Origin of the sequence: Paenibacillus sp. BR2-3, assembly GCF_046529485.1 — a bacterium.
Lineage (GTDB): Bacteria > Bacillota > Bacilli > Paenibacillales > Paenibacillaceae > Paenibacillus_AQ.
Window position 1 is genome coordinate 3,279,004 of sequence record NZ_CP126311.1, and the last position, 17,789, is coordinate 3,296,792.

At 49.0% G+C, this 17,789-nt stretch carries 20 protein-coding genes and 1 riboswitch; of the genes, 9 read left to right on the forward strand and 11 right to left on the reverse strand.

From position 1 onward, the window contains the following. Positions 1-4 precede the first annotated feature (4 nt). The 7 genes from PaeBR_RS15615 to PaeBR_RS15645 all read right to left on the reverse strand — a co-directional run bounded on the left by PaeBR_RS15615 (position 5) and on the right by PaeBR_RS15645 (position 6,952). Complete coding sequence (locus tag PaeBR_RS15615; RefSeq protein ID WP_410511476.1) at positions 5-1,129, reverse strand: glycoside hydrolase family 43 protein; 1,125 nt, start codon at positions 1,127-1,129, stop codon at positions 5-7. A gap of 54 nt (positions 1,130-1,183) precedes the next feature. Then, entirely contained in the window at positions 1,184-2,251 is a 1,068-nt protein-coding gene (locus PaeBR_RS15620) for an ABC transporter ATP-binding protein (protein WP_410511477.1), read from the reverse strand. A gap of 211 nt (positions 2,252-2,462) precedes the next feature. Then, positions 2,463-2,579 (reverse strand): transposase, encoded by a 117-nt coding sequence (locus PaeBR_RS15625; protein ID WP_410515205.1) that lies wholly within the window; start codon positions 2,577-2,579, stop codon positions 2,463-2,465. A gap of 266 nt (positions 2,580-2,845) precedes the next feature. Next, complete coding sequence (locus PaeBR_RS15630) at positions 2,846-3,814, reverse strand: sugar phosphate isomerase/epimerase family protein (RefSeq protein WP_410511479.1); 969 nt, start codon at positions 3,812-3,814, stop codon at positions 2,846-2,848. Positions 3,815-3,867: 53 nt separating this feature from the next. Beyond that, on the reverse strand, positions 3,868-4,965 hold the full coding sequence (locus PaeBR_RS15635; protein ID WP_410511480.1) for a Gfo/Idh/MocA family protein: 1,098 nt from the start codon (positions 4,963-4,965) through the stop codon (positions 3,868-3,870). Beyond that, positions 4,958-5,725, reverse strand: coding sequence for a sugar phosphate isomerase/epimerase family protein (locus PaeBR_RS15640; protein WP_410511481.1), 768 nt, complete (start codon positions 5,723-5,725; stop codon positions 4,958-4,960). The genes PaeBR_RS15635 and PaeBR_RS15640 overlap by 8 nt, the downstream gene beginning before the upstream one ends. 117 nt (positions 5,726-5,842) lie before the next feature. Next, positions 5,843-6,952 (reverse strand): Gfo/Idh/MocA family protein, encoded by a 1,110-nt coding sequence (locus tag PaeBR_RS15645; RefSeq protein WP_410511482.1) that lies wholly within the window; start codon positions 6,950-6,952, stop codon positions 5,843-5,845. 140 nt (positions 6,953-7,092) lie between these two features. On the opposite strand from PaeBR_RS15645, the gene PaeBR_RS15650 reads away from it, so the two are divergent. Together PaeBR_RS15650 and PaeBR_RS15655 are read left to right on the forward strand one after the other, a co-directional pair. After that, positions 7,093-7,911 (forward strand): helix-turn-helix domain-containing protein, encoded by an 819-nt coding sequence (locus PaeBR_RS15650; RefSeq protein ID WP_410511483.1) that lies wholly within the window; start codon positions 7,093-7,095, stop codon positions 7,909-7,911. A 383-nt stretch (positions 7,912-8,294) separates the two neighbouring features. Next, positions 8,295-8,975, forward strand: a complete 681-nt coding sequence (locus PaeBR_RS15655) for a TIGR00266 family protein (RefSeq protein WP_410511484.1) — start codon at positions 8,295-8,297, stop codon at positions 8,973-8,975. 98 nt (positions 8,976-9,073) lie between these two features. Here PaeBR_RS15655 and PaeBR_RS15660 read toward each other — a convergent pair whose 3' ends face one another. Next, a complete protein-coding gene (locus PaeBR_RS15660) occupies positions 9,074-9,547 on the reverse strand; it encodes a Fur family transcriptional regulator (protein WP_410511485.1) in 474 nt (157 codons plus the stop codon). Positions 9,548-9,721: 174 nt separating this feature from the next. On the opposite strand from PaeBR_RS15660, the gene PaeBR_RS15665 reads away from it, so the two are divergent. Continuing rightward, a complete protein-coding gene (locus PaeBR_RS15665) occupies positions 9,722-10,099 on the forward strand; it encodes an S-layer homology domain-containing protein (protein WP_410511486.1) in 378 nt (125 codons plus the stop codon). A gap of 1 nt (position 10,100) precedes the next feature. On the opposite strand, the gene PaeBR_RS15670 is transcribed toward PaeBR_RS15665, so the two are convergent. From PaeBR_RS15670 to PaeBR_RS15680, 3 genes are read right to left on the reverse strand one after another with little or no spacing between them, the layout of a single operon-like run. Then, a complete protein-coding gene (locus tag PaeBR_RS15670; RefSeq protein WP_410511487.1) occupies positions 10,101-10,853 on the reverse strand; it encodes an amino acid ABC transporter ATP-binding protein in 753 nt (250 codons plus the stop codon). Positions 10,854-10,867: 14 nt separating this feature from the next. Then, on the reverse strand, positions 10,868-11,536 hold the full coding sequence (locus tag PaeBR_RS15675) for an amino acid ABC transporter permease (RefSeq protein ID WP_410511488.1): 669 nt from the start codon (positions 11,534-11,536) through the stop codon (positions 10,868-10,870). A 26-nt stretch (positions 11,537-11,562) separates the two neighbouring features. Further along, a complete protein-coding gene (locus tag PaeBR_RS15680; protein ID WP_410511489.1) occupies positions 11,563-12,411 on the reverse strand; it encodes an amino acid ABC transporter substrate-binding protein in 849 nt (282 codons plus the stop codon). Between the two features lie 262 nt (positions 12,412-12,673). Further along, positions 12,674-12,776, forward strand: a riboswitch (TPP riboswitch). Positions 12,777-12,781: 5 nt separating this feature from the next. On the opposite strand from PaeBR_RS15680, the gene PaeBR_RS15685 reads away from it, so the two are divergent. Genes PaeBR_RS15685 through thiE form a run of 6 tightly spaced genes read left to right on the forward strand, consistent with a single transcriptional unit; the run spans position 12,782 to position 17,758 of the window. Then, complete coding sequence (locus PaeBR_RS15685; RefSeq protein WP_410511490.1) at positions 12,782-13,651, forward strand: ABC transporter ATP-binding protein; 870 nt, start codon at positions 12,782-12,784, stop codon at positions 13,649-13,651. Continuing rightward, entirely contained in the window at positions 13,626-14,405 is a 780-nt protein-coding gene (locus tag PaeBR_RS15690) for an ABC transporter permease (protein ID WP_410511491.1), read from the forward strand. Before PaeBR_RS15685 ends, PaeBR_RS15690 begins: the two co-directional genes overlap by 26 nt. Positions 14,406-14,413: 8 nt before the next feature. Beyond that, positions 14,414-15,436, forward strand: a complete 1,023-nt coding sequence (locus tag PaeBR_RS15695; RefSeq protein ID WP_410511492.1) for an ABC transporter substrate-binding protein — start codon at positions 14,414-14,416, stop codon at positions 15,434-15,436. After that, positions 15,433-16,257, forward strand: a complete 825-nt coding sequence (thiM, locus tag PaeBR_RS15700; protein ID WP_410515206.1) for a hydroxyethylthiazole kinase — start codon at positions 15,433-15,435, stop codon at positions 16,255-16,257. Before PaeBR_RS15695 ends, thiM begins: the two co-directional genes overlap by 4 nt. 30 nt (positions 16,258-16,287) lie before the next feature. Then, positions 16,288-17,112, forward strand: a complete 825-nt coding sequence (gene thiD / locus PaeBR_RS15705) for a bifunctional hydroxymethylpyrimidine kinase/phosphomethylpyrimidine kinase (protein WP_410511493.1) — start codon at positions 16,288-16,290, stop codon at positions 17,110-17,112. Further along, a complete protein-coding gene (gene thiE / locus PaeBR_RS15710; RefSeq protein ID WP_410511494.1) occupies positions 17,099-17,758 on the forward strand; it encodes a thiamine phosphate synthase in 660 nt (219 codons plus the stop codon). Before thiD ends, thiE begins: the two co-directional genes overlap by 14 nt. The last annotated feature ends 31 nt before the right edge of the window (positions 17,759-17,789 follow it).

The window sequence follows — 17,789 nt, forward strand, 5'->3', positions numbered from 1 at the left end:
TCTATTATTTATCCGTAGTGACATGACTGCCCCAAATGGAGATCCCTTCCTTGCCAGTTGCGGTGAACGTCATTACATAAGTGCCCGTCCCTTCATTCCACTCTTTCAGAAATACACCCTTGTATACTGCTCCGTCTATGGTTAGCTCTGCTGCATGTTCTTCCGTAAGCTTCCATGTTCCGGTGACGGCGCCGGATATGGAGCCATCAGCTGACAGCTCTATTAACTCCGACTGGACAATATCCGCTGAAATATCTTTATTATGGTTGACGTATTTATACGCGCCGGTCACTTCTTTTTTGCTGTACTTGCCAATGGATTCTCCGCCATAGCGGTGAGGGGCAACAACCGGCCATCCGTCACTGTTCATAAACATCTGATCCACCCTTACTTCATCCTCTTCTCCGCGGTTCGGAAAACGGGTATGAAATATCAGAAAGTACTTTCCGGAGTCTTCATCATAATAAGCCGAATTATGACCCGGTGAGATTAGCTTGACTCCGTACGGCGAGTAGGCAGGATCATCGAATAGAACACCGGCGGTCCCTTGCGCGTCAATCATCTTCTTATCCTCAGCATCGGTAAAAGGGCCCTCTGGTGTCTTCGAACGGGCTACGCGGATATTATAACCGCCGTTCGCATCAAGACCGCCATAGGAGAAAAACAGGTAATAGTAATCGGTTTCAGCACTGTACAGCATATAAGGACCTTCAATCCGCGCATGATTTGCGCCAAGCAGCTTCTTCCCGTAGCCCTGATCCGGCAGCGGAAAACCGGTTGTCGTATCCAGCTCCAGTATAAAGATGCCTCCGGAGTATGAGCCGTATACCATCCACAGTTTACCTTCCTTGTCGAAGAAAACATCAGGATCAACAACGTTCGGCTTCTGGGTCGCATCATAAATTTCGCCATCGTTACCGATTCCGGACATACCGGATTTTAAAATAATGCCCTTGTTCTTATACGGCCCCTCGATATGCTCCGATACGGCGATTCCCATCGCAGACAACGGAGAATCTCCTCTGCAGGCATCATAATACATATAAAATTTGCCATCAGCCAGCTGAATTACATCCGGAGCCCAAAGTGTATCTGACTGAGCCCATGCAAAAATAAAACGCCAAGCCACAGAAGCGGCCTGACGCATAATCCGTCTATTCTGATTTCCAGTACTGATTACTGCTTAATAATCGCCGTTCTCCACCAAAACCGGTACTTCATATACGCCCTTCAGGACACGCTGTTTCTTCTTCACTACATCTGGCGGCTCTACAGCAGGCGCACTCGGATGCAGAAGCCAGGATTTTACCAAGTGTGTATCGGACACCTTATATACCGGAGGCTCATGTTTGAGGTCAATTTCCATAGCATACGTGCTCCGTAAAGCAAAAGCATCACCAACCGGAGGCTTGATCAAATCAGGCGGCGTTCCGGGGATGGCAGTGAGCATGGAGCCTTTATTCTCCAAACTTGGCATGGAAGCGAGAAGACCCCATGTGTAAGGATGCCTTGGATCGTAGAAAATTTCCTCCGCGGTTCCCATTTCAACAATCTGCCCGGCGTACATAACCGCTACCCGGTCTGCCATTTTGGCTACGACACCCAGATCATGAGTGATGAAAATAATCGCTGTACCGATCTTTTTCTGCAAGTCCTTCATCAACTCGAGAATCTGTGCTTGTATGGTTACATCGAGCGCTGTAGTCGGCTCATCTGCAATCAAAAGCTTTGGATTGGCGGCAAGCGCCATAGCAATGACGACCCGCTGTCGCATCCCTCCGCTGAATTCATGCGGATACTGCTGGAACCGCCGTTCAGGGGAAGGTATTCCAACAAGGCGAAGCAATTCAATTCCACGTTTGACTGCGGCTTCTTTAGTTATTTTCTCGTGTTTAAAAAGAACCTCCGTAATCTGTCTTCCGACCTTCATCATCGGATTCAGCGACGTCATGGGGTCCTGGAAAATCATACCGATCTCCTTGCCGCGGATTTTCTGCATTTGCTTATCCGTCTTGCCGATCAATTCCTGTCCATCGAACAAAATCTGCCCGCGTTTATACTGGCCTTGCGGCGTCGGAATCAGTTTCATAATCGCCTGCGAGGTTACACTTTTACCGGAGCCCGACTCACCAACGATAGCAAGCGTCTCTCCTTTATCTACATGGAAGCTGACACCACGGATCGCTTGAACTTCTCCGCCGCGAGTTTTGAAAGAAATCGCTAAATCTTTTACCTCTATAAGGCGCTCCATTCTGTCACCCTCTCCATTGTTTGTTATTTATGATAATGATTATCATTATTATGATCATACTTATAATTTTATCTATTTTTATAATCGGGAGTCAAGATTTTTCTGATTTATCCCGTAAATCTCGCCCCATAAACAAATCGCTCCCAAGCCTTTCGGAGCACAAGCACTTCAAAGCTGTGTTCTGTTTTCGGTCCTGGGAAAACGGAGGCGGTTATTGGTGCGGAAGTCCGACACTGCCGTCCGGCCGCCACATGAAGGAAATGTTCTCCAGCACGGTTTTGGCGATTTGGCGAGAGGAATAGATGCGCTGAGTGTAGGCGTAGATGATGCCTTTAGTGAGCGTTTTGGGATGGTTGGTGGTACTTCCATTTTACCAAAAAGGCGATTTTTCTTTTTGCTATTTCTAGAGAAGATTGAAGAAGCCATTTAGGCTCAAAGCAGCGGAGAGGACGGAACGATTGCGGAAAAGCGGTAGCGGTCGCCTTTGTCTCCGGATTTTTACCGCTAAGGAAAACTCCCACCTCATTCTTTCTCCAAAAGCAAAAGGATATCCCACAGCCATTTCCATGGCTTTGGGACATCCCTTTTTTTAGCTTAAACCCACCACATCTCGCCGAGCGGCTCATGAATCAGCACCTGACCGAGGTTATCGACGGCTTTGGAGAATCCCTCCTCGACTGACATCAGTCCGTCTTCATGCTCAATGCTGACAACGTAGTCATACCCTACCAGACGCAGGGCGCTGATAATATCCGCCCAGGTCTTCAGGTCATGACCAAAGCCAACCGAACGGAACTGCCAGGCGCGGTCAAGCATTTTCTCATAGGACTGCATATCCGTCAGACCATGCATGTTCACATTGATCGGATCAATTACGGTGTCCTTAGCGTGGAAGTGATGAATCGCACCCTTACGCCCCAAAATATGAATGGCCTGTACGGGATCAATGCCCTGCCACCACATATGGCTCGGGTCCAGATTGGCGCCGATTACCTCACCAGCAGCTTCTCGAAGACGAAGCAGTGTTGCCGGTGTATGTACGGAGAATCCGCCATGCAGCTCCAGTCCAATCTTCACATCATGCTGAGCCGCAAAGGCTCCCCATTCCGTCCAATAAGGAATGACTTTATTCTCCCATTGCCAGGATAGGATCTCCTGGTAATCGTTAGGCCAGGGAGCTACCGGCCAGTTAGGATATTTGGCATTCTCGTGGTCACCGGGACACCCGGAGAATGTATTTACAACCGGAACTTCGAGCTTTTGGGCCAATTTTACGGAATTGACGAAGTCTTCGTGATCCTTGCGAGCAAGCTCCTTCTGCGGGTGAAGCGGATTGCCGTGACAGCTTAACGCACTGATCATCAATCCACGGGACTCCACTGCATGCTTGAATTCCTTCAATGCCGTTTCGTTCTCCAGCAGCAGCTGTGGATCGCAGTGGCTTTTGCCGGGGTTGCCTCCGGTGCCGATTTCTACCGCCTTAAGTCCTTTGGATGCCACATAATCCAATGCATCTTCCAGCTTGCGTCCGCCGAACAATACCATAAATACTCCAAGTTTCATGCTGCTTCTCCTCTCATTATCCAGGGTTTAGCCTATTCAGGCCTTTTTATATCTTAATTATCGGATGATCCGTCAAAATAAACCGCGCGGCCTGTCCGGGCCGATTCATAAATGGCTTCCAAAATTTGCGTGACGACAAGCGCCTGTTCCGGCTTCACCAGGGGTTCCTTATCTTCTTTTACCGCTTCCAGCCATAGACGGGCTTCACGGTCCGCTTCAGTCTCTTGGGCGCCTGTGTAGAAAGCCACACCGCCGGAGGAAAGATCTACCTTGGTCTCATACAGACGTCCGGCGCGTTCTCCGTTCAGACGAAGTCCGTCCGTCATGTCCGCACCGCCTTCTGTTCCTGCAAGCAGCGTCTTAGCTTCCCCGAACTCCGAAACGTTAAGCGCCCAGCTGGATTCCAGCACAATCGTCGCACCATTCTCCATCGTGATAAAGCCGAACGCCGAATCCTCTACCTTGAACTGCTCCGGGTCCCAAGGACCAAAAGCGTTGGCGGCATTCTCTTTATGTCCTAGCTTATGGAAGACAGAACCGGTAACACTGCGCGGCTTGTAGTTATCCATCATCCACAATGTCAAGTCCAGCGCATGCGTACCAATATCGATCAGCGGACCGCCACCCTGCTTCTCCTCGTCCAGGAATACGCCCCAGGTTGGAACCGCACGCCGGCGTAGCGCGATAGCTTTGGCATAATAAATATCGCCAAGCTCACCGCTCTCGCACAGACCCTTCAGATATTCGCTATCCGAACGGAAACGGTTTTGGTAAGCAATCGATAGCTTTCTGCCGGTCCGGCGGGCTGCATCCAGCATTTCCTGCGCTTGGGCAGTCGTTTTGGCCATCGGCTTCTCACACATTACGTGGCAGCCTGCTTCCAGTGAAGCTACAGTAATAACGGAGTGGCTGTCATTCGGCGTACACACATGAACGATATCGAATCCGCCGTCTTTCAGCATTTCCTCGTAATCGCTGTATACCTTTGCTCCTTCTACCCCGTATTTCTCTGCGGCTTCCTCCGCACGCTCGAGCTCAATATCGCAAAAGGCAACCATCTCGGCGCCGGCTTGACGAGACAAGCTAGGCATATGTTTTCCGTTTGCGATACCACCGCAACCGATAATAGCAATTTTTAATGTGTTAGACATGAACTTTTCCTCCTTGTTTTGCGTACTCTTGTACCCATTTCAAGCTATCGGCAACGCTTTCGAGCGGGGAACGGCTGCAGAAATCCTGTTCGACTACCGCCCATTCCACACCAGCTTCTGCTGCCGCCTCCAAAATACCGGGAAGATCCACTTCTCCCTCACCCAGTACAACGGTCTCTGCGGAGCCATCTTCACGCTTCTTCATATCTTTCAAGTGGATAATCGGCAAACGTCCGGCATATTTATGGATATATTCCACCGGATCATATCCTCCATAATATACCCAGCACGTATCCATCTCTACCTGAAGCAGATCAGCCGGCACCTCTTCAAATATACCGTCGAACGCCGTCCGCTCCCCGTAGTGCTCCGTGAATTCAAAATCATGGTTATGGTAGGATAAAACAGCGCCGCGATTCTTTACTTTTTCACCGATGATCGCCAAATTCGCAGCAACCTCACCCCAATTGCGCTGTTCCTCCGTCAGGTAAGGCACAGTCAGGTTCTTATTGCCAATGGCCAGATTATACGTAACTTCCTGTTCCGTATCATTAAGCATGGCATCATAAGGACGATGTGCGCCCAGAGCAACCAGCCCGGTTTCCACCAGTAAATGCTTAACTTCCTCCGAACTGCGACCAAAAAAGTGATAAAACTCCACTCCGCTATAACCGAGGTCCGCCACCTTGCGCAGCGTTCCCTCGAAATCCTGTTCTAACTCTGCTCTAAGTGTGTACAATTGCAAGCCAATTTTCAACATTACTCAATCACTCCAATTAGTGTAATCTAGTAACATGTTAGTATGAAAGCGTATAAAATAAAATGAAGAATATGATTAAAACATGAACGATCTGATCAACATTTTATTGTTTCTTCATTAAGAGACAGAAAGTGCTGCAGCTGCCCGGCCTGACCCGGACTCATAGAGATCAAAATCCTTTACGACCGCGTTTGTTCTGCCTGCTTCAAAGACAGCATCAATTAACTTCAATACCCGTAGTACTTCGGCATTATTGACAATGGGTTCCGCTGTTCCTTCAATTACTGCTGTAAAGTTATCAAAGAAGCTGGAGGGCTGAACATAAGCTGCAGGTAAAGCTTCAGTGATTGTCGCCCCTTCGGATGGGGGAGCCATGGTTTTGGTTAAGCCTACCCCTGCCTGAATAGGCTTTGGCTCGATTTTTTCCGCCTCATTATTCCGCTTCACAATTCTTCCCTTCAAAGACCAGTCCTCGATAATAGCTGATCCCTCAAGACCTTTAACATACCATCGCGGCAGCGTAATAAAGTTTGTAGTTCCAACCTCAACAACTGCAGTGACTCCATTCTCAAAGTGCAAGCAGGCTTCAAATCCATCATCCACTTCATTGCCCAAGATAAAGCTCAATCGGCTGGTTACACTGGTAACCTTACTGTCAATCATGAACAATAACTGATCCAGCAAATGAACGCCCCAATCTAAAAGCATGCCGCCGCCGTTTTCCTTAAGATGACGCCAATCTCCCGGGATGCCGTTTGCTCCGTGCACACGGGATTCGATTTGGAACAGGTCACCGATCGTTTTCTGATCATACATTTCTTTGATAACCAGAAAGTCTTCATCCCAGCGTCTGTTCTGATGGACCATCAGGACGCAGTTGTTCTCATTCGCAACGGCAAACATTTCTTCAAAATCCTCACAGGAAAGGGTCACCGGTTTCTCACAGATGATATGTTTGCCAGCTTTCATTGCCTGTATGGAAAGATCCTTATGGATCTCATTTGGAGTTGCGATTAAGATAACTTCAACCTTCGAATCATTCAAAACGTCCTCGTAACTATCATAAGCAAAATAACCGTCTTCGATGGAGGCTTCCTGACGTGCCTGAAGCACATCATATGTTCCTACGACTTCCAAGCCTGCGTTTTCTTTGATCAGCTTACCGTGATAACTTCCCATACCGCCATATCCGATGATCACTACGGAATGTTGTTTTGTTGTACTCATGGATTCGCCTCATCCTTTTTGTAATTTATATGTCAGCTGTTTCCCTATTTACATGGTAATCTCTAAGCTCCTATAATAAAATGAATAATATGATACATACATGAACAATTTGGCTATCATTTTAACACTCAGGAGGATTTATGTCCCACGCTGCCGCATGTCACGTTTTATCCGCCGGCTTTTCTTTTCATCGCAAGCCGTTTCATATGTCACAGAGTGAAGGAATCAAGAATTATCTTATCCGCCTTCAGACAGAGGGCCGCAGCCGGGCTCTGATCGATGGAGTCATGTCTCCGGTAGAGACGGGCGATCTGATGCTGTTCGCGCCTGACGATCCTTATTATCTAATTATTGACAAAGAGAGCTATCCCGTAGGCAAACCGCGGATCGAAAGTGGTGATTATCACATTTTTTGCGGGGGAGAGTGGATTGAAGATTGGTGGCAACGTTGCCCTCGACCTTCACGTCTGAGTGTTCCGCTCAGTGAGGGCTTTCTCGGCTTATTCCGTCAGCTTGTGCTTGAACAGCGCCGGTTATCCAACTTTTCCCCAGAAATATCTGGATGTTACCTTCAAATCCTATGTATGGAAATCGACCGGATCATGACGGACAAGCCTGCGATTACCCCCAAAGGCTATCTGGCTTCCCGTATGAAGCAATATGTTGAGGAGCACGCTGCATTTCCGTTTCATCTCGAGGATGTTGCCAGTCATGTAGATATTTCCGTCTCACGCGCTGTCCATCTTTTTAAAGAATCCTTCGGGACCAGTATCGTCAAATATGTAAATGATGTCAGGCTGGAGATGGCCAGAGAGCGGATTACCTTCAGTCCCATGCCCCTGGAGCATGTCGCGGAGACCTGCGGTTTTGCGAACTACACCTATTTTCACCGCGTATTCCGGAATCGGTACGGCATGTCTCCCAAACAATTCCGAAGCTTCAGCAGAGAGCGGATGTAGGCCCCAGCCCAAACGTCTATTTTTCCCCATAAAAAAGGAGCGCCATCCGTCGAGATTCGCTCCTTGTGCTTGATCTTATTCATTTGCTGCTGCTTGCTGGGTGTTACACGGACATGCTGTGAAATCGCACCATAATCTCCATTAGTTCTACGGTTGTTTGCTGAGCACCAGGCTCCGGACCGCTCCGCTTTAAGAAGGGCCTTTTGGGTTTTCGTACGCGCCATGCGGCACCACTCTCCTGTTCAATAGTATGTTTTTTAGGACATCCGTTCCTATTTATATTTTATCACAGGATTGCTATTAGTGAAGCGGGCATTTCAGTATAATTACTATAAGAAAGCAGACCTGCCATCATTTCAATAAAAGACTTGGAGGAATATGAGATGCAGTACGAGGTATTATATGAGGGCGCGTTTGCCATGCTGAAGGTGAACCTGAATCCCGGGGAAAGCATCAAAGCCGAGATGGGCGCTATGGTTGCCATGTCTCCTAATGTTGAATTAAGAGGCACTGTGGACGGCGGTTTAATGCGGGGTCTGGGCCGAATGCTGAGCGGTGAAAAGTTCTTCTTCCAAGAGCTCACCGCCACCCGTGGACAAAGCGAAGTGCTGCTGTCTCCTGGTTCTATAGGGGATGTTCAGGCTGTAGAACTGGACGGGTCCTATAAGCTGTATGTGCAAAAGGACGGATTTCTGGCCGGTACGCAGGGTATTCAGGTCAATACCAAGATGCAGAATCTGGCTAGAGGCTTCTTATCCGGCGAAGGATTTTTTATCGTGGAGATCAGCGGCAGAGGTACCGTCTTCCTCTCCTCCTTCGGCGCCATTCATGCCATCAATCTGGAGGCTGGCCAAGAAATGATTATTGATAACGGGCATCTTGTCGCCTGGCCGGATTACATGGATTACAAGATCGAAAAGGCATCCTCAGGCTGGATCAACAGCTTGACCAGCGGTGAAGCCATTGTCTGCCGCTTCCGCGGGGAGGGCGTTGTGCTGGTGCAAAGCCGTAACCCGGGCAACTTCGGAACGTGGATCAGATCTTTTGTGCCTACCAGAAGCTGAGTACCGTTATAAACTAGTTCAACATTAAAAGGTGACACGATAGGCTCTCATGTCACCTTTTAATTTATTGCTATAACTCATGACACCTCAAGTGCTGCTTATGATACCGCTTCGCTTTCCTTTTCCCTTTTACATCCGCTGGACTTGCAGGTATTATAGGAGCCCTTGAAATCCAGACGGTGATCCGTAACGGTAAATCCATATTCCCGCTCTAGACGATGCTCCAGTTCAAGCAGCCAATCCTCCTTAATTTCTTCCAGCTTCCCGCATACGTTGCAAATCAAATGATGATGCATATGTTCATGCACGCCTCCGCGCAAATCATAACGGGCCACCCCGTCGCCAAAATTCATTTTCTCCACAATGTGAAGGTCGCATAACAGCTCCAGGGTTCGGTACACTGTCGCCAGTCCCAGATGCGGATAGCTGCTTTTGACGATCATGTATACTTCCTCCACACTTAAATGGTCCTGCTCATGATCAAGCAAAACCTGGACGATGGCTTCGCGCTGTGACGTTAATTTATAGTTTTGTGCTGCAAACTGCTGCGCAATATGTTCAATTGGGTTCATAATCTTCTCCTACTCTAAACGATCAGATATAATTAGTAATCGTTACGAAATAAGCATAACAAAATTAACCACGGATGAAAAGAGGCTACTCGCTGCTGCAACATTACCACTTTCGACTTCGTTATAGAAGATAAGAATGCCGTAGTGCCTAATCCTATTACGAGGTGAATTCATATGAACATGAAAAAAAGTGCATTGACCGCTATAACAACCGCGTCTCTTCTCTCCTTCTCCCTGGGAGGACAAATCTTCGCCGCAGAAGGAAGCTTCAAGGATCTCGGCAGCGTGAACGGAAAAGAAAAAATAATATCCTTAAAAGATCAGGGATTAATCAAAGGTGTTTCGGCTTCGCAGTTTTTGCCACAGAACAAAGTAACCCCTTCTTACCAAGGCAGCATCCAACGTTCATTAAAATACAATATCACCACTTTGGATGCCTCCGGGAAGTTTAATCCTAAAAGTGAAATTACCCGCGCTGAAGCAGCTATTATGCTGTATAACGCGCTGGAGTATCTGAAATCCCACTCTGTTGAAACTCCGTTTCAGGAGTAAACTATTCCGCTTCCCCGCTCAGCCGGTTAAGAAATTGCCGCGCGCGGGGACTTTTCGGATTCACCAGCACATCCTCGGGCGTTCCTTCTTCCAATATATTACCCTCGTCCATCAAAATAAGGGTATCCGCCACATCAGCGGCAAACTTCATCTCGTGGGTTACAATCACCATGGTCATTCCTTCAGCAGCCAGCTGCTTAATTACCTTGAGCACTTCTCCTACCAGTTCGGGGTCAAGTGCCGACGTGGGTTCGTCGAACAGCAGCACCTCCGGTTCAACGGCCATCGCACGGGCAATGGCTACCCGCTGCTGCTGTCCCCCGGACAACTGGTGCGGATAGGCCTCCGCTTTTTCCCCAAGGCCAACCTTCTCCAGCAGCGTCAAAGCACGTTTCCGCGCCTCTTCTTTAGAGCGCTTCTGGACGGTCACCTGGCCTTCCATCACGTTGCCGAGGGCTGTCATATGGGGGAAAAGGTTGTAGGATTGAAAAACCATGCCTGTTTTTTTACGCAGCTCCAGAACTTTATTTTGCGGGATTCTTCTGGAGTCTGTAAAGCTTAGCTTTGTATCACCGAGTACAATGCTCCCCCGGTCGGGTACCTCCAGCAGGTTGAAGCAACGCAGCAGCGTCGTTTTTCCGGAACCGGAAGGGCCAATAATGACAAGTACTTTTCCATGCTCCAGCTTCAGATTAATACCCTTCAATACCTGCAAAGGGCCGAATGATTTATGCAAATCAGAAATTTCAATCAAGCGAATCTTCTCCTTTAGCTCGCAGAATATCGGTCAAGCCGCTTCTCCAGGTAATTCTGCAATGCGGACAGTACGGAGCTGAACAGCAAATATACCAGACCCGCTTCGCAGTACAAAAGCAGCGGTTCGTAGGTTGTAGCTACAATCTGCTGTGAAGTTCTGAACATTTCCGTATAAGTGATCGCTGCTGCAAGAGATGTGTCCTTAACCAGACTGATGAAGGAGTTGGCAAGCGGCGGAACCGATACGCGTGCAGCTTGCGGCAGTATAACCCTGCGCAGAGCCTGGCCTCGTGTCATTCCTACCGAAAATGCTGCTTCCCACTGACCTTTATGTATGGAAAGAATGGCAGCACGTACTATTTCCGAAGCATAGGCCCCGACACTGAGCGAGAACCCGATAACGGCAGCCGTGAACGGTTCCAGTATAATTCCGATAGCAGGTAATCCGTAAAAAATAATAAATAACTGCACCAATAACGGAGTTCCCCGAATGACCCACACATAGAAACGGGCGATCAGCTTCGGAAGAGTCCAAGAGGACAGACGGACAAGTGCGGTCAGCACGGCCAGCAGTAATCCCAATGCAAAAGAAACCAGTGTCAGCGGAATGGTAAAAGCCACCCCGGCTTTAAGCAGGGGCAGCAAAGAATCAATTAGTATCTGTATTTTACGGTCATCCATTGATCAGACATCCTTTTTGGCATCTATTATTTGGAAACGTCCTCCCCGAAATATTTCTCAGAGATTTTCAGATAGGTTCCGTCGCTCTTCATTTCAGCCAGCGCGTCACTGACAGCTTTGACCAGTTCGTCATTGCCTTTCAGGAAGACTGCTGCGCTTTGAGAGCCCTCGGCAATTTCATCGACCTTCTTGATCTTCACATCGGGTTTTTGTTTCTTCAGGTCCAGAAAAGACAAACCGTCATTTACCGTTGCATCGATCCGGCCCGAGGTCAGCAAATCGATAGCCTGATTGAAGCCTTCCGTGGCTACGATTTCCGCACCGTTCTCACGTGCAATGTCCGACAGGTTGCTGGTGAGAGATTGACCGGCTTTTTTGCCCTTTAAATCCGCAAAAGTCTTAATGTCTTGGTTATCTTCACTAACAATCAGTACGGCTTTGGAAACGATGTACGGATCGGAGAAATCATATTTAGCTTTACGATCTTCCGTGATCGATACTTCATTGAAGATAACATCGAACCGCTTCGCATCCATACCGGCAAAGATACCGTCCCATTGTGTTTCAATGAACTCAGGCTCCACGCCAAGGCGCTTGGATACTTCCCGGGCAATCTCGACATCAAAGCCCGTAAGCTTGCCATCCGAATCATGGAAGGTGAACGGTGCATATGTACCTTCCGTACCAATCCGCAGCTTGCCGCTGGCTTTAACGGCTTCCAGGCTATTGGACTCAGCCGGCGCTGCAGTAGCAGCCGCACCTTCGTTAGCTGCTGCCGATGGCTCAGCAGTTGTATTGTTGTTGGCATTATTGCCGCAAGCGGCCACAAGCACCACAGTCAGCACGAATAAAATCATTAAACTAAATTTTTTCATTTCAATTCCCCTCTCTTATCCTTATCTGTATAGTGCGGGTTGTTCCCGGTAAAATGAATAGTACACTGTCGTGTCAGGTTCGTCAATACCTTTTTTCCGATTATAACCATCGGATTTATCGAATTAGGTAAAATTCCTCCTGTCCTTCACATTTATACCAGCATATTTATCTTACCCAAAAGTGGCTAAATGCCCCCGGCCTTTTACATATCTTTAAGTTATGGTATATTTAGAACCAATTGCGAATTCAATATTGACCTGTTTATTTCACTAGGGGAGTCTGATGACTGAGACGGTGCTTGAGCTCCGGACCCTTGGAACCTGATCTGGATCATACCAGCGGAGGGAAGTGGAACCGGACTTTCAAGTGATGCATATTCATGCAGACTGGAATTTGTGGCCCATTCATTTCCTTCGGAAATGGATGGGTCTTTATTTGTTTAAAGGAGGCAAGTCAGATACGAAAATGATCTCCATTCATGAATTATCCTACTCTTTTGGCACATTGCTGCAAGCCCCTGTCTTCTCCGGGTTGTCTTTGAAGGTTCAGCAAGGAGAGTTTGTCTCTGTCGTCGGTGCCAGCGGTTGTGGAAAAAGCACTCTGTTCAAAATCATTGCCGGGCTTCTGGAACCTGCTAGCGGAGAAATATTCATGCATGGCAAACCCTCCTCCACACGCACCCGCTTAGGAAAAATTGCTTACATGCCCCAGCAGGACCTGCTGTTGCCCTGGAGGACGGTATTGGATAACTGTCTGCTGCCCTGGGAAGTTAACCGGGTCCGCACCAAAGCGGAGACGATCACTGCAATACGGGAAACGCTGGAGCATTTTGGACTGGCCGGAATGGAGAACGCCTATCCGTGTGAATTATCGGGCGGAATGAGGCAACGGGTTGCTTTTCTCAGAACGCTAGTAACCGGAGGTGACCTCATGCTGTTGGATGAACCCTTTGGCGCACTCGACGCGATGACCAAACGGGAAATGCACAGGTGGCTTGTGGAGCTGTGGGGCGGACTGGGGAAAACGGTGCTGTTCATAACACATGATCTGGAAGAAGCAATACTGCTCAGTGACCGGATTTACGTGATGCATAACAGAAGTCCTGATGGTTTCCTGCAGGAAATGACCGTAGATTTACCGAGACCCCGGCGATACACCATGAATTACGAACCGCGGTTCCTGAACCTGCGAGAGGATTTGGAGCGAAGATTGTATGACACGAACACGAACTCTTTTTAGGAAATGGCTTTGGAATTACAGCGCTTCCTTCCTTCTGTTCTTATTCCTATTGGCGGCTTGGGAGACGGTCGTGCGTGCCGGGTGGATTCCGGCCTTTATACTTCCTGCCCCTACCTCCATTTGGAGAGCTCTGGCAGAGAACAGAAAGCTGTTATTTGGACTGCATTTACCGGCTACGCTGCAGGAGGTTTTACTGGGATTCATTCTATCCGTGGTCCTGGGATCGCTGCTCGGTACCGGTATGCATATGTCGCGTATGGTTGAGAAAGCTTTATACCCTTTTATCATTATTAGCCAGACCATTCCGCTGATCGCTTTGTCTCCTGTCTTCATTTTTTGGTTCGGTTACTCCCTTGGGGGCAAGGTTGCCGTCGTCTTTCTGACTGCTTTTTTTCCGATTGTTGTAGGTTGTTACGATGGACTGCGCAAGGGCGCAGATCGTTACAGAGAGTTGCTGATGACTATGGGCGCGAACCGCTCACAACTGCTGGCAAAAGTTCAGATTCCGCTGGCGCTGCCCTCCTTCTTCTCCGGACTAAAGTTAGCCATGGTGTATTGTGTGATCGGAGCAACCATTGGCGAATGGCTGGGCGGCAGCAAGGGGCTCGGTTATTTCAGCCGTCGTATGGCGGGCAACCTGCAGAGTGATGATATGTTCGCCGCCGTTTTTCTGCTATCTGCACTCGGACTTGTTCTGTTCATGCTTCTCGTACTATTAGAAAATATTATTCTCAAGAAAAGAGGTTCCTCCTAATTATGAAAATGTTGAGTAAATTAAACAACCCTGCTTCCCTGCTGCTTCTATGCCTGTTCCTTTTCCTGAGCGGCTGTTCTGCCTCATCCAATTCTGATTCCAAAAACTCACTCCCTACAGAAGCCAGTCCGGCTCTTCACAAGCTTACGCTGATGCTGGATTGGTATCCGAATGCGGTGCATTCATTATTTTATGTGGCTGAACAGAACGGCTATTTCGCAGAGCAAGGTTTGGATGTGGACATCCGGATGCCTGCCGACGGCAATGATGGTCTAAAGCTCGTTGCGGCGAATCAAATCGATCTGGCTCTGAGCTATCAGCCTCAGGTGCTTATGGCACGCGGGGAGGACATTCCCGTTCAATCTATCGCTGCTATTGTCAGACATCCGCTCAACCACATGATGGTTCCGGCAAACGGAGATGTACATAGCCCTAAGGATTTGGCCGGCAAAAATATCGGCTACTCCTCCATTCCGCTCTATGAAGCTATGGTCCGCACCATGATAAAGAACGACGGCGGTGACCCGCAGTCTGCCAACCTGATCGATGTAGGCTTTGACCTTATTCCGGCTGTATCCACTGGAAAAGTGGAAGCTATTATGGGCGGATTCATTAACCACGAGGCGTTGATCCTGGCTAAAGAGGGGCATCCTGTAACCTCCCTCAATCCGACAGACTATGGGGTACCCGACTATTATGAGCTTGTGCTTGTCGCCAGTGAACAAGGAGTACAGGAATCGGAAGATGATTTCAAAAAATTCATGACCGCCATCTCGAAGGGTCAACAGTTCGTACAGGAGAATCCGGAAGAAGCGTTATCTATATTGCTCAAGCATGAAGATCAAACCTCTCCACTGGACCAGGAAATAGAAAAGAAAAGCCTGCAAATCCTGCTGCCGCTTATGGATGCGGGTGATCAGGCCTTTGGCTATCAGGACCCTGCGTCCTGGGAGAAGGTTCATCAATGGTTAACCGAAAATGGACTGCTTCAGACTGAAGTAAAGACCGAGGAATCCTACATTAACCTATAAGTAATAACCTTTCAGGAGGAAATAAAATGACATATTTATCAAAGGTACGCCAGAAAAACCCGCTTGTTCACAACATCACCAACATCGTGGTCACTAACTTCACAGCGAACGGACTGCTCGCACTGGGAGCCTCCCCTTTTATGGCGGATGCGCACGAGGAAGTAAAGGATGTCGCCAAAATGTCCGCTGCAGTGGTTCTTAACATTGGAACACTGAACGATCATACGATTCAAGCGATGCTGCTGGCCGGACAATCGGCCAACGAACACGGTGTGCCTGTTGTACTTGACCCTGTGGGTGCTGGAGCAACAGCCTACCGCACGGACGTCACGCACAAGCTGACAAGTGAAATGCAGATTACAGCCCTGCGCGGCAATGTAGCCGAAGTTGCCCATGTGGTTGGCGCGAGCTGGTCCATTAAAGGTGTGGATGCAGGAGAAGGTGAAGGCGATGCAGTCACCCTCGCTCAACAAGCCGCGCGCAAGCTCGGCTGCGTAGTCATCATTACCGGCAAGGATGATATCATTTCTGACGGGGACATCACCTACATTGCCAGCAACGGTCACCCCATTCTGACAAAAGTAACTGGCACAGGCTGCCTGCTAAGCTCAGTCGTCGGAGCTTTTCTGGCTGTAAGCGGCGGTGCTTGGCTGGAAGCGGCTGTGGAAGCCATCTCCTTCTATGGAGTTGCCGCTGAACTGGCTGCCGAATTAACGGCTGAGCAAGGGCCGGGCAGCTTTCAGATTGAGTTACTGAATCAATTGGCACTCCTGACTCCGGAAAAGTATCAAGAGTTGTCCCAAATTAAAAGGCTTGCCTAATTAATCAGCCCCCTCTAAGGAGAAGCATAGATGAAAATATATAAAGCATTGACGATTGCCGGCTCGGACAGCGGTGGCGGCGCGGGCATTCAAGCCGATCTCAAAACCTTTCAGGAATTGGGCATCTACGGGATGTCAGCCTTGACCGCGGTAACCGCCCAAAACACGTTAGGTGTGCAGGGTGTCTTCCCGCTAGAGAAAGAAGCGATAGCGCAGCAGCTCGATTCTATCGGCGATGATTTGGAGCCGGATGCTGTAAAGACAGGAATGCTGTTCAGCGCGGACATTATTCGTATCGTAGCGGCAAAAGTACAGCAATATGGATGGCGTAATCTGGTCGTTGACCCAGTTATGGTTGCCAAGGGAGGCTCCAAGCTTTTACAGGAGGAGGCCGTACAAGCTTTAATTGATCATCTGCTTCCACTGTCCCTCATAACAACACCGAATATCCCGGAGGCCGAAGTTTTAACCGGCATGAGGATTTCCAGCTTGAAGGATCGTGAAGAAGCAGCCAAAAAAATAGTGGCGATGGGCTCACGCTATGTGGTGTTGAAGGGCGGGCATGATGCCGATAGCCGCGGGGTTGTCGATCTTGTGTACGATGGGCATGAGGTCTTATACATGGAGAGTATGCGGGTTCAGACCCGGCATACTCACGGCACAGGCTGTACCTTTTCGGCGGCGATAACCGCTGAGCTTGCCCGGGGTAAGTCCGTAACGGAGGCGACCCAAACAGCCAAAGCCTTTATTCAAGCGGCGATTGAAGATGAACTTGGTATCGGCGGGGGACATGGGCCAACGAACCATTTTTCCTATCAAAACAGACTGCGGGGTAGTGGTTATGGGGCGCATTAATAGCGATGTCTTGAGGGAGAAGCTGAAAGTCTATTTCATAATGGGCAGCATCAATTGCCGCAAGTCTCCTGAGGAGGTATTAACTGAGGCGATTACCGGAGGCATAACGATGTACCAGTTCCGTGAAAAGGGGATCGGAGCGCTGACAGGCTGCGCCAAGTATGATCTGGCCAGAAAACTGCAGCAGATTTGCCAATCACATGGCGTCCCTTTTATCGTAAACGACGATATCGATTTGGCAATCGCGCTTGATGCCGACGGCATCCATGTAGGACAGGACGATGAACCAGCCAGGTTGATCAGGCACCAAATCGGCGCTCATAAAATTGTAGGCGTATCTGCCCATACGCTGGAGGAAGCACGACAAGCAATTGCGGACGGAGCGGATTATCTCGGGATCGGCCCGATCTATCCTACCACCTCTAAAGATGATGCCAAAGCGGTTCAAGGTACTGCGCTTATTGAACAAATTCAGGTTCATGGGTTAACCCTTCCTCTGGTCGGGATAGGCGGAATCTCGCTGCTGAACGCAGCTCCTGTCATTGCGGCCGGTGCGGATGGAATCTCAGTGATATCCGCAATTGCCGCAGCAGATGATATCAGCGGAACGGTAAGGGGTTTGGTGCAGATCATTCGGGGGACATAACCAAGGGGGCCGACGCCCCCTGATTTCCTGA

Bases quoted from the DNA above. Each gene is read 5' to 3' on its own strand.
- PaeBR_RS15620 (WP_410511477.1), bottom strand. From the start codon at position 2,251: ATGGAGCGCCTTATAGAGGTAAAAGATTTAGCGATTTCTTTCAAAACT.
- PaeBR_RS15630 (WP_410511479.1), bottom strand. From the start codon at position 3,814: ATGAAACTTGGAGTATTTATGGTATTGTTCGGCGGACGCAAGCTGGAA.
- PaeBR_RS15635 (WP_410511480.1), bottom strand. From the start codon at position 4,965: ATGTCTAACACATTAAAAATTGCTATTATCGGTTGCGGTGGTATCGCA.
- PaeBR_RS15640 (WP_410511481.1), bottom strand. From the start codon at position 5,725: ATGTTGAAAATTGGCTTGCAATTGTACACACTTAGAGCAGAGTTAGAA.
- PaeBR_RS15645 (WP_410511482.1), bottom strand. From the start codon at position 6,952: ATGAGTACAACAAAACAACATTCCGTAGTGATCATCGGATATGGCGGT.
- PaeBR_RS15650 (WP_410511483.1), top strand. From the start codon at position 7,093: ATGTCCCACGCTGCCGCATGTCACGTTTTATCCGCCGGCTTTTCTTTT.
- PaeBR_RS15655 (WP_410511484.1), top strand. From the start codon at position 8,295: ATGCAGTACGAGGTATTATATGAGGGCGCGTTTGCCATGCTGAAGGTG.
- PaeBR_RS15660 (WP_410511485.1), bottom strand. From the start codon at position 9,547: ATGAACCCAATTGAACATATTGCGCAGCAGTTTGCAGCACAAAACTAT.
- PaeBR_RS15665 (WP_410511486.1), top strand. From the start codon at position 9,722: ATGAACATGAAAAAAAGTGCATTGACCGCTATAACAACCGCGTCTCTT.
- PaeBR_RS15675 (WP_410511488.1), bottom strand. From the start codon at position 11,536: ATGGATGACCGTAAAATACAGATACTAATTGATTCTTTGCTGCCCCTG.
- PaeBR_RS15680 (WP_410511489.1), bottom strand. From the start codon at position 12,411: ATGAAAAAATTTAGTTTAATGATTTTATTCGTGCTGACTGTGGTGCTT.
- PaeBR_RS15685 (WP_410511490.1), top strand. From the start codon at position 12,782: ATGCATATTCATGCAGACTGGAATTTGTGGCCCATTCATTTCCTTCGG.
- PaeBR_RS15690 (WP_410511491.1), top strand. From the start codon at position 13,626: ATGACACGAACACGAACTCTTTTTAGGAAATGGCTTTGGAATTACAGC.
- PaeBR_RS15695 (WP_410511492.1), top strand. From the start codon at position 14,414: ATGTTGAGTAAATTAAACAACCCTGCTTCCCTGCTGCTTCTATGCCTG.
- thiD (WP_410511493.1), top strand. From the start codon at position 16,288: ATGAAAATATATAAAGCATTGACGATTGCCGGCTCGGACAGCGGTGGC.
- thiE (WP_410511494.1), top strand. From the start codon at position 17,099: ATGGGGCGCATTAATAGCGATGTCTTGAGGGAGAAGCTGAAAGTCTAT.